Genomic DNA, 11,292 nt, shown 5'->3' on the forward strand with positions numbered 1-11,292 from the left:
ACGCACCGCGACCCGGGCCCGTCGGACGGGACCCGGGTCGCGGGATGTGGCGTCGCCTCCTCGGCGGCGCCGCACGGCGTCAGGCAGGCGTCAGCCGCAGGTCTGACCCTCGAAGGGGATCTCGTACTCCTGCGTCACGCCGTCGAGCGTCGCGGTCACGGTGACCGTCCCGCCCTCGATCGACGTGGCCCGGGTGTTGAACGACTGGTAGGCGTTCTTGCCCGGCTGGAGGTTCGGGAACCGCTTGGAACCGTAGGGCGTCTGGAGGACGACCTCGACCGGCGCGTCCTCGCCGTTGGTGGCGCGGACCGCGAGGTGGACGAACTTGCCCGTGCAGCGCGCGGTGGCCTCGAGGTTCACGAGCTCCACCGTCGGGGCCGCGGCCTCGACCGTGACGGGGATGCGCGCCGTCGTGCCGCTCGGCGACGCGACGACCCACAGGTCGTACTCGCCCGCCGCGGCGTCGGCCGGGACCGTCGCCGTCAGGGTCGCCGCCCCGCCCGTCACCGTGGCGGTGCCCGCCGCGGTGCCCGGGTTCGCCGGGTCGAACGTGGCGTCCGCGGCGACGAGGTACCCGTCCACCGACGTGTTCGTCGGCGACCCGAGCGACGTGAGGTTCAGGCCCGAGAGCCCCACGCTCACGTCGGAGCCCGCCGTCACGGTGCCGGGCAGCTCGTCGACGACCACGCGCGAGCGGTCGAACGACGGCGACACCGGCGAGCTCTGCTGCAGGTACGCGATCCACGCGTCCCGGTCGACCAGACCGGAGTCGCGCGGGTCGGTGCCGTCCGTGAACACGCGGAAGTTGTCGCCCCCGGTGGCCAGGAACGAGAACGTCGCGACGCGGTACTCCCCGGCGGGGTCGATCGGCTCGCCGTCGATCGTCACGGACGAGACGTTGCTCCCCGGCGCCGCGTTCGGGTCGGCGGTGCTCGCCGTCCACGACACGTTGTCCGAGAGGCCCAGGGCGAGGTACGGGCGCGACGGACGGTTGCCGTTCGCGTCCGTCTGCCACTGCTGCTCGAGCATCTCGACGACCTGCTCGCCCGTCAGGGTCACGGTCCACAGGTTGTTGACGAACGGCAGCACCGCGTTGGCCTCGGCGTAGGTGATGACGCCGTCACCGTCGTGGAACAGCTCGCTGCGCAGCCCGCCGGGGTTGACGACACCGATGTCCGCAGCGCCGCGCGCCGGGTCGGAGAGCGTCGCGAGGAGCGAGTCGGCGACGAGGTTGCCGAGCGTCGACTCCGAGGCGCGGTCGTCACGCCCGGAGGTCGGGTTCGGGCCGGAGCCCACGTACGTCCCGCCGGGACCGGTGTACGAGCCGCCCGCGAACGCGGTCGTGATGTCCGCGGTGACCTCGCCGATCGGGGTCGCGCCGATGATCTCGGCCTGCTGGAGCGCCGCGTCGACGATCGTCTTGACCTCCGCGACGCGCGGGTACGTCGCGACCAGGGTCGCGTCCTCCGCCTTCGTGCGGGCCACGTTCTGCGCCGTGTACGCCGTGACCTCGTGGGTCGCGGTGTCCACGGTGAGCGACACGTGCCCGATGAACTCGCCGTAGTTGCCGGTCTGGACGATCGGGCGGGTCTTGCCCGGGACGCCCGGGACGGGCGCGTCCCACGCGTACTGCTTGTGGGTGTGGCCCGTGAAGATCGCCGCGACGCGCGCGTCGGTCCCGTCGACGATGTCCGCGAAGGCGCCGCCCGCGGCGACCTCCTCCTCGAGCGTCGCGCCGTCGGGCGTGCCCGCGGACGCGCCCTCGTGGACGAGGCCCACGACGACGTCCGCCTCGCCGTTCGCCGGGTCGCCGTCCTGGAGCTGGGCGGTGACGCGGTTGAGCGCCTCGACGGGGTCGCCGAACTCGACGTCGGCGATGCCCGACGGCGTGACCAGCGTCGGGGTCTCCTCCGTCACGACGCCGACGAAGCCGACGTCGAGGCCGTCGATCTCGACGACCTGGTACTCCGGCAGCGCCGGGTTCGTCGTGCCCTTGTCGTAGACGTTCGCGCCCAGGTAGGCCCAGTCGGCCTCGTCGGTGACACGACCCGTGAGGTCGTCCATGCCCTGGTCGAACTCGTGGTTGCCCACCGCGGACGCCGCGAGGTCGAGCGCGTTCAGCACGTCGATCGTCGGCTGGTCCTCCTGGAGCGCCGACGCGAACAGCGAGGCGCCGATGTTGTCGCCCGCCGAGACGAAGGCCGTCCCGTCGGGGTTCGCCGCGCGCAGCTGCTCGATCGTGCCCGCGAACTTCACCGTGTTGGCGTCGATGCGACCGTGGAAGTCGTTGATCGCCAGCAGGTCCAGCTGCGTGGTGCCGGGCTCGGCGGCGCCGAGCTGGAGGCCCACGAGGACGGGGTCGTGGTCGGACGACCGGAACGGCGTCGTGTCGTAGAGGATCGACGCGTTGTAGTTGTACCGGCTGTACTCGTTGGCGATCGGCTCGACCGAGTTGATGTTCCACACGTCGGTGCCGGTGACGGCGTCCGCCGCGGCCGGCGACGCGAACACGTGGTCGAGCGACCCGACGTACCCGTCGAACAGGTAGGTGTGCTCGCCCGTCGACGCACCGAGGTCGGTGTAGCCGGCGTCCTTGAGCACCTGCAGCGGGTCCTCCTGCTCGTAGGAGTTGAAGTCGCCCGCGAGCAGGACCTTGTCCGTCCCGGCGTCGGCCGCGACGTTCTCGGCGAAGGCGACGAGCGCCGTCGCCTGGCCCACGCGCGCCTTGTTGTACGCGCCCTGGCCGTCGCCGGTGTCCTTCTGGTCGGCGGGCGCGGAGTCGCTGCCGCCCTTCGACTTGAGGTGGTTCGCGACGACGAGCACGTCGTCGCTCGCCGCGTCGTCACCCTCGGTGATCCCGCCCGCGGGCTGGAAGACCTGGGCGAGGGGCTCGCGCGCGTTCGAGAACGCCGGGTCGTCGAGCAGGATCACGGAGTCGCCGACCGGCTCGGCCTCGGCCACCTGGTAGATGTACGCGAGGCGGATGACGTCCTCGTCCGTCGGCACGGCGGCCGGCGACGGGACGAACGCCCACTCCTCGGCGCCCGCGGCCGCGTTGAGCGCGTCCACGAGGTCCGACAGCGCCTGGTCGCGGTCCTTGCCGAACGGCTCCGAGTTCTCGATCTCCATGAGCGCGACGACGTCCGCGTCGAGGGCGTCGATCGCCGCGACGATCTTCGCCTGCTGCCGCTCGAGGTTCGCGGCGTCCGCCGCGCCGCGCGCGTCGCAGCCCGTGCGGACCGTGATCGGGTTCCCCGCGCGGTCCGTGTAGAACTGGCAGCCCGCGACCTGGTCGCCCGTGGTCGTGAAGTAGTTGAGCACGTTGAACGTCGCGACGGAGAGGTCGCCCCCGACCTCGGCCGGAGCGTCCTCCCGCGTGTTCTCGAACGTGACCGGCTGCACCGTGGCGGCGTTGCCGCCGTCGCCCGCGGTGAGCTGCGTGCGCGGCTGGAACGTCCAGGCGTCGAACCGGTAGTCGAGGATGACCGGCGTCGTGAACGACACGGCCGCACCCACGCGCGCCGGTGCCCCGCCCGTGAGGTACGGGAGCGGGACGCCCTTGTTCGCGGTGTTGTTGAAGTTCGTCGTGGCGCCGTCGTCGAGCACCACGGCCCGCGCCGCACGGTCCGCGACGGCGGCCGCCGCCTCCACGCTGCCCGGCCGCCCGGCCGACGTCGGCTGGACGAACGGGTCCGTCCCCGCCGCGAGCACGAACGACCCGTAGTAGTTCGTGTCGTAGTTGTCCGCGACGACGTAGTCGCCCGCCGGCTGCACGAGCATGCCCTCGAGGACCTCGCGCTCGGCGTCGGTCGCCGGGAACGCGACGTTCGCGGGCTTGACGTCCTGCGCCGCCTCGTCGAGCACGGTCCAGCCGCCCGCCGCGGGCGTGATCTGGGTGAGCGTGAAGTACTCGGAGACCGCGCCCGTCACCTCGACGTGGTCGCCGACCGCCACCGCGGCCGCGCCCGCCTTCGAGTAGACGAAGATCGCGTCCGACGCCGTGTGCGACGCGTCGAGGTCGCCGCCGGTGCCCTCCGTCTGCAGGTAGAAGCCGTCGTAGCCGCCCGTGGGGTAGGTCGCGGTGACGACGCCGCGCGTGGTGACCGTCTGCCCGACGAGCGGGCTCGCCGCGCCCGTGCCCTGGATCTCCGCGATCGGGACGACCTCGCCCGGCTCAGGGCCCGGGCCGCCGCCGTCGTCGCCGCTGTTCTGCGGCGTCACGGTGCTGGAGAGCGTGAAGTCCTTGCTGTTGTCGTCCGTGTCGGCGTACCCGGTCCGGTTGATCGACGCGGGCACGTTGTTGGCCGACGGCGCGGGGCCCACGGCCGTCTCGAACGTGTTCGAGGTGCCGTACCCGATGAGGTCGACGACGTTCGCGGCGCCCGCGGCGTTCCCCGCCGGCAGCGTCACCGGAGAGGTCGACCGCACGAGCGCCAGGGTGCCCGTCGTGCCCGACGGGTTGAGACCGCCCGTCGCGTCGGGCGTGGGCAGCGCGGCGCCGTTCGAGCCGTTCGACCCGCCCTGCACCAGGTAGTAGCCCCCGGGGGCGACCGAGCCGGTCAGCGCGGTCACGCCCGTGAAGGCGCCCGTGCTCGTCGCGGAGCGGTACTGCAGCGACATCCCGGAGAGGTCGATCGCCGCCTGCGTGGGGTTGTACAGCTCGACGAACTTGTGGGTGTACGGGGCGTTGGCGCTGCCGCCGCTCAGGTAGGCCTCGTTGATGACGAGGCCCGACCCGTCGGGCGCCGCGCTCGCGGCGGTGGCCGCCGCGACGGAGAACGGCACGGCGAGGGCCACGGTCAACGTGCCCGCCACCACCCTCCGTCGCCGCAGGTGCTGGTGGTCGGTCACGCTGACTCCTTCATCTCGTGCGGACGGCCGGGCAGCAGCTCGCGCGTTCCCGTGGGTCGGGGACGTCCCTCGGACGGGGCGACGCCCTGCCTCCGCGGGACATCGCACCCCACCTGGATGAACGTGCGGTTGCTGCCGTGTCACCGTCACGAGAACGCCAGCGCACGTCGTCGTGCCGCGAGCGCCCGCGCGGACGGCGGCCGGTCATCCTGGGACGCTAGTCCCCCGTCCGGCGCTCCGCCAGACCGGCCCCCAGAACGTTACCCACCGGTAACACGCTCGCCGCCCGCGAGCGGATGCCGAGGCCCCCGCCTGAGTGGTCAGCGCGGCCGGGCCGCCTGGAGCGGGAGCAGGAAGGAGATGTCGGAGCGCTCGCCCGACGCACGGACGCGCCCGTCCGCGACGGCGTCGGCCCAGGCGACGGCCCCCGTGACGAGGCCCAGCCACGTCTGCGGGTCCGTCTCGACGACGTTCGGCGGCGTCCCGCGCGTGTGCCGCGGGCCCTCGACCGCCTGGACGGCCCCCGCGGGCGGTACGCGCACCTCGACCGTGTGCCCGGGCGCGACGTCGGCGAGCTCCTCGAGCGTGAACCGCACGGCCGTCGTCACGGCACGGCGGTCGGTGGGGTCGTCGCGCCACGTCGCCAGGGCGAGGCGGCCGGCGGCGGGGTCGGTACGGCGTCGGGCAGGCACGAGGACCAGCCTAGGCCGCGCGGCCCGGCGTCAGCCGACGGTGAACCGGACGCGGCGCCCGGGCACCGACGCCTCGCGCAGCGTGGCGCGCACCGGGTCGCCGAGCGGGAGGTCCGTCCCCTCGACGGGAGCGCGCACCGCCGGGTCGGCGAGGACCACCTGGCCGCGCCGTGCCCCGCCCGCCTCGTCGGCGTCCTCGCGCTCGAGGCGGCGGGCGCGCTCGCGGTCGTCCTCGACGTCGACCACGACGCCGTCGAACTCCTCGCCCTCGCGACCGGTGAGCAGCGCGGCCTCGACGACGTCGACGATCGCGCGCTCGTACGCGCTCGCGCGCTGGCCCGTGCGGGCCATCGTGCGCGGCAGGCCGGGCAGGGCGTCGAGCACCCACCGCGGCACGTCCTCCCCCGCGCACAGCGCGAGGCACACCTCGGTGCCGTAGCGGTCCACGAGCCGGCGCAGGGGCGCGGTGACGTGCGCGTACTCCGCACCGATCGCGGCGTGCGCCGCGTCGTCGGGCACGCCGGGCTCCTGGCCCGTGCCACCGAACGCCTCGTACGACGCGCCCCGGAACAGCGACGTCGCCTCGTTGAGGAACGCGGCATGGCGCGGGACGCGCGAGTCGAGCGTCGGGACGAGCTCGGCGTACGGCGTCTCGCGCGGCCAGCCGATGCCGAGCGCCCGGGCCGTGCGGCGCAGGCGCGCGAGGTCGCGCGGGTCCGCGTCCGGCAGCGCGCGGAAGACGCCGACGCCCCCCGCGCGCATGATCCGCGCCGCCGCGATGCCCGTGAGCAGCGACACCTGCGCGTTCCAGGCCTCCGCCGGGAGGGTCGAGCGGAACTCGAGGCCGAACGAGCCGTCGTCGCGCGTGACGATCTCCTGCTCCGGGACCTCGAGCGACACACCGCCGCGCTCGCGCTCGCGCGCGAGCCGCAGCTCGCCCACCTCGCGGAGCAGCAGGAGGGGGTCTCCGGTGTCGTCCCCGGCGGGACGAGCGTCGATCCGGGCCTGCGCCTCGTCGTAGGTGAGGCGCTGCGTCGAGCGCACGACGGCGCGCCGCACCGTCGCGTCGAGGATCTCGCCGCGGGCGTCGAGCACGACGCGCCAGGCCGCGGCCGGGCGGTCCTCGCCCGGCAGGAGGCTCGCCGCGCCCTCGGACAGCACGGCCGGGTGCAGCGGGGTGCGGCCGTCGGGCGCGTAGAGGGTCGTGCCGCGCTCGTGGACCTCGGCGTCGATCGCGCCGCCCGGCACGACGAACGCGCCGACGTCGGCGATCGCGTAGTGCACCACGAACGCGGCGCCCGCCGGGTCGTCCGGCGCTCCCCCGGCACGCTCCAGGTGCAGCGCCTGGTCGAGGTCCATCGAGCCCGGCGGGTCGATCGTGAGGAACGGGACGTCGCGCAGGTCGACGCGCCCGGGACCGGGCACCGGGCGGTCCTCTCGCACGACCTCCTCGGCCTCGGCGAGCACCCCGTCCGGGAAGCTCTCCGGCACCTCCATCTCGCGGCGCAGCGCCGCGAGCGCGTCGGTGACCAGGGCGGTGCTGCTCGGGGCGGAGGGCTCGGGTCGCGCGAGGCGCAGGTGACGGGCGGGCACGAGCCCGACCCTACCCACCCATCACCGGGGACGTCCTGTGTGGCAGGACGAACGACGACGGACGGGGCGAGCGCGCGGGCCAGGGCGTCCGACTGACCTGGCCCGCGCGACGCGCACGCGTCACCACCGACGCGTGCCGCCGGGCAACCCCCGCTGCCCGGACGAAGAGGGGACGGGCGACGCCCGTCTCACATGCCGCGCGTGCCGAAGCGGTCGCGGGCGACGGCGTCGCCCTCGCCCGCCGCGGCCGCGGCGAGCTCGCGGCGCACCTCCTCGCGGAGGCGGCCGTGGTTCTGCGGCTCCGGCGCCGCCCCGAGGAGCAGCTTCGTGTACTCGTGCTGCGGGTCGAGGATGACCTGGTCCGACGGCCCGCGCTCGACGACGTTCCCGCGGAACATCACGAGGATCTCGTCGCTGAAGTGCCGCGCCGTCGCGAGGTCGTGCGTGATGTAGAGGACGCCGAGGTTCTCCTCGCGCTGCAGGCGCGCCAGCAGGTTGAGCACCCCGAGCCGGATCGACACGTCGAGCATCGACACGGGCTCGTCCGCGACGAGGAACCGGGAGCCGGGGGCGAGCGCGCGGGCGATCGCGACGCGCTGCCGCTGACCTCCGGACATCTCGTGCGGACGCTTCTCCGCGAACGTCCCCGGGGGCGTGAGGTTCACGCGCGTGAGGAGCTCGTCGACGGCCGCGTCGAGCTCGGCGGCCGTCTTCGCGCGCCCGTGGATCCGCAGCGGCCGCTCCAGGTGGTGACGGATCGAGTGGAACGGGTTGAGCGACGCGAACGGGTCCTGGAACACCATCTGGACGTCGTGCCGGTACTCGGCCAGGCCACGGCCACGCCGGGCGGACGGGACGCCGTCGAGCAGGATGTCGCCGGACGTCGGCGTCTCGAGCTTCGCGATCATCCGCGCGACGGTCGACTTCCCGGAACCCGACTCACCGACGATGGCGATCGTCTTGCCCGGCTCGAGCGTGAACGACACGTCGTTCACCGCACGCAGCCGCGACCGCTTCCACCCGTTGCGGATGACGAAGTCCTTGGTGAGGTTCCGGATCTCGAGCGTGCCCATCAGGCCACCCCTCCCGTGCTGTCGGCGGTGTCCTCGCCGGACCGGACGAACCCGCCACGGTCGCCCGTCAGGCTCGGGAACGACCCGAGCAGGCGGCGCGTGTACTCGTGCGCGGGCGCGTTGTAGATCTCCTCGGCCGTGTTGAGCTCGACGATCTCGCCGCGGAGCATGACCGCGATCCGGTCGCTGATCTCCAGCAGCAGCGGCAGGTCGTGCGTGATGAAGACGACGGCGAAGTCGAACTGCTCGCGGAGCCGCATGATCTCGCGCAGGATGCCGCGCTGGACGACGACGTCGAGCGCCGTCGTCGGCTCGTCCATGATCATGACCTGCGGCTGGAGCGCGAGGGCCATCGCGATCATGACGCGCTGGCGCATGCCGCCGGAGAGCTCGTGCGCGTAGCTGTCGAGCCGGTTCGGGTCGACCCCGACGAGCTCCAGCAGCTCACGGCTGCGCTCGAGCTTGGCCTTCGCGGACATCCCCGGGCGGTGCGTCGCGAAGACGTCGAACAGCTGGGCCTTGATGCTGATCACGGGATTGAGGGAGTTCATCGCCCCCTGGAAGACCATCGAGACCTTGTCCCAGCGGAACGCCCGCAGCGAGTCCCCGGACAGGGCGGCGACGTCGATGTCGTCGCCGTCCTTGTCGTGGAGGACGATCTCCCCGCTCGTGCGCAGCGCCGGCGGCTTGAGGAGCTGGTTGAGCCCGTACGCGAGGGTCGTCTTGCCGCAGCCGGACTCGCCCGCGAGGCCGAGGATCTCGCCTCGGTGCAGGGTCAGGGACACGTCCTTCACGGCCTGCACGACCGGGTTCACCTGGTACTCGATCGAGACGTTCCGCGCCGTGAGCACGGGGACCGCACCGGGCGGGGCCCCGAAGTCGCCCGCAGGCTTCGCGGTGAGGGTCGGTGCGCTCATGACTGGACCTTCTCGTCGTCGCGGGCGGGGGTGTCGGCCGCGGTGCCCGCCGTGCCGGCCTTGGCGGTGCTCGGCGCGGTCGCCGTCTGGAGCTTCGCGCGCTGCTTGCGCGCGAGGCGGACGTTCTTGACCGCGGCAGGGGCCGTCCGCAGCTTGGGGTTGATGATCTCGTCGATGCTGAAGTTGATGAGGGCGAGCCCGCAGCCGAACAGCGCGATGAGGAGGCCCGGCGGGACGAACCACCACCAGCGCCCGTACGCCATCGCGTTCTGCGTGCTGGCCTCGTTGAGGATGGTGCCCCACGTCACCGACCCGGAAGGCCCGAGGCCGAGGTACGAGAGGCCGGCCTCGCTGAGGATCGCGAGGAGCACGGCGCCCAGGAAGTTCGCGGTGAGCAGCGGCAGGAGGTTCGGCAGGATCTCGACGAGGACGATGCGCGGCGCCTTCTCGCCCGCGACCTTGGCCGCGTAGACGTAGTCGCGGCTGCGCAGGGACCGGGCCTGTGCCCGTAGCACGATCGCCGCCCCCGCCCACCCGGTGATGCCGAGGATCAGGGCGACGAGGAAGAGCGAGCGGGACTCGAGGTAGGCGGAGATCACGATGATCAGGGGGAGCCCGGGGATCACGAGCATGATGTTCGTGACGAAGGACAGGATCTCGTTGGTCCAGCCCCCGACGTAGCCGGCGATGATGCCGAACAGGAGCGAGAGGACCATCGCGATCACGCCCGCGAGCAGTCCCACCGTGAGGGAGCCGAGGCCGCCGTGCGCGACCTGGGCGAAGATGTCGACGCCGATGTTGTTCGTGCCGAGCAGGTGCTCGGTGCTCGGCGGCAGGTACGCCGGGTTCGACGTCGCCCGCGGGCTCTGGCTGAACAGCGGCGCCACGACGGAGAAGAGCACGATCCCGAGCGTCAGCACGAGGCCGACGACGAGCTTGCCCGAACGGCGCGGGAGCATCGCCCGGATGCCGCGCTTCGGCGCGGTGCTCTGTGGGACGGGCTCGCCCGCGACGACGGCCTCGGGCGGGGCGATGGGCACGTCCGGCACGATGCCGGCGGTCCGGTTCTCGGGCGGCAGGCCGTCCACCACCACGGAGGCGGCAGGAGCGGCGTCGGCCGCGGGAGTCACGGTCTCGGCGTCACGGGTGGGGTCAGCCATTGTTCCGCGTCCTCGGGTCGATGATGCCGTTGATCAGGTCCATGAGGAAGTTCGCCGCGAGCACCACGACGGTGATCACGAGGAAGGCGCCCTGCATGAGCGCGTAGTCCTTCGCCTGGACCGCGGTGAAGAGCAGCTTGCCGATGCCGGGGTAGCTGAAGGCCTGCTCCATGACCACCGACCCGGCGACGACGAAGCCGAGCGCGATGCCGAAGCCCGTGACCGACGGCAGGACCGCGTTCCGCGTCGCGTACGTCAGCGCGACCCGGAAGGGGCGCAGGCCCTTGGCCTCGGCCGTCGTGACGTAGTCCTCGGCGATCGTCGAGACCATCATGTTGCGCATCCCGAGGAGCCAGCCGCCCATCGCCGACAGGATGATCGTCACGGCCGGGAGGGTGCCGTGGTAGATCACGCTGCCCACGAAGTCCCACGACCACTCGGGACCGCTGTCGAACTCGAAGATGTCGTACGCGCCCACGATGGGGAACCAGCCGAGCGACACCGAGAAGATCGAGATGAGGACCAGGGCGAGCCAGAAGTACGGCACCGCCTGGAGGAAGGTCGACGCGGGGATGATGTGGTCGACCCACGTACCGCGCTTCCACCCGACCCATGCGCCGAGGCCGACGCCGAGGAGGAACGCGATGATCGTCGCCAGCCCGACGAGGCCCACCGTCCAGGGGAGGGCCTCGCCGAGCAGCTGGCTGACGGGTGCCGGGAAGTACAGGACCGACGTACCGAGATCACCTGTGAAGATGTTCTTCCAGTACGTGAGGTACTGCTCCCACAGCGAGGCGTCGTCACTGCCGAAGAGGATGTCGACACTCTGGATGAGGCCCGGAGTCAGCTCACCGTTCTTCCGGAGCAGGGTGTCGAGGTAGATCTGCTTGGGATCACCGGGGATGGCCCGCGGGAGAAGGAAGTTGAGCGAGACGGCGGCCCAGAAGGTGACCACGTAGAACGCGATCCGCCGTGCGTAGTACCTCATTGAACCGACTCCTCGTTC

7 protein-coding genes are annotated in these 11,292 nt (G+C 72.6%); all 7 read right to left on the reverse strand.

Going from position 1 to position 11,292, the window contains the following annotated elements; all coding sequences use genetic code 11:
• Positions 1-90: 90 nt before the first annotated feature.
• The gene (locus RDI86_RS05140) at positions 91-4,851 is read right to left on the reverse strand and encodes an ExeM/NucH family extracellular endonuclease (protein WP_308820867.1); all 4,761 of its coding nucleotides are present in this window, start codon (positions 4,849-4,851) and stop codon (positions 91-93) included.
• Positions 4,852-5,171: 320 nt separating this feature from the next.
• On the reverse strand, positions 5,172-5,543 hold the full coding sequence (locus RDI86_RS05145) for a sterol carrier family protein (RefSeq protein ID WP_043656540.1): 372 nt from the start codon (positions 5,541-5,543) through the stop codon (positions 5,172-5,174).
• Positions 5,544-5,573: 30 nt separating this feature from the next.
• Positions 5,574-7,136: an RNB domain-containing ribonuclease gene (locus RDI86_RS05150; RefSeq protein ID WP_308820868.1), complete on the reverse strand. Its 1,563-nt coding sequence runs from the start codon at positions 7,134-7,136 to the stop codon at positions 5,574-5,576.
• A gap of 188 nt (positions 7,137-7,324) precedes the next feature.
• Positions 7,325-8,209 (reverse strand): ABC transporter ATP-binding protein, encoded by an 885-nt coding sequence (locus RDI86_RS05155; protein ID WP_061268322.1) that lies wholly within the window; start codon positions 8,207-8,209, stop codon positions 7,325-7,327.
• On the reverse strand, positions 8,209-9,126 hold the full coding sequence (locus RDI86_RS05160) for an ABC transporter ATP-binding protein (RefSeq protein ID WP_082774603.1): 918 nt from the start codon (positions 9,124-9,126) through the stop codon (positions 8,209-8,211). The genes RDI86_RS05155 and RDI86_RS05160 overlap by 1 nt, the downstream gene beginning before the upstream one ends.
• Positions 9,123-10,286 carry an ABC transporter permease gene (locus RDI86_RS05165; protein ID WP_308820869.1) on the reverse strand — a complete coding sequence of 388 codons (1,164 nt, stop codon included), beginning with the start codon at positions 10,284-10,286 and terminating at the stop codon, positions 9,123-9,125. Before RDI86_RS05165 ends, RDI86_RS05160 begins: the two co-directional genes overlap by 4 nt.
• The gene (locus RDI86_RS05170) at positions 10,279-11,274 is read right to left on the reverse strand and encodes an ABC transporter permease (protein ID WP_061268323.1); all 996 of its coding nucleotides are present in this window, start codon (positions 11,272-11,274) and stop codon (positions 10,279-10,281) included. The genes RDI86_RS05165 and RDI86_RS05170 overlap by 8 nt, the downstream gene beginning before the upstream one ends.
• Positions 11,275-11,292 lie beyond the last annotated feature (18 nt).

The sequence above is a fragment of the Cellulosimicrobium sp. XJ-DQ-B-000 genome, assembly GCF_031119065.1.
Classification (GTDB): domain Bacteria; phylum Actinomycetota; class Actinomycetes; order Actinomycetales; family Cellulomonadaceae; genus Cellulosimicrobium; species Cellulosimicrobium funkei.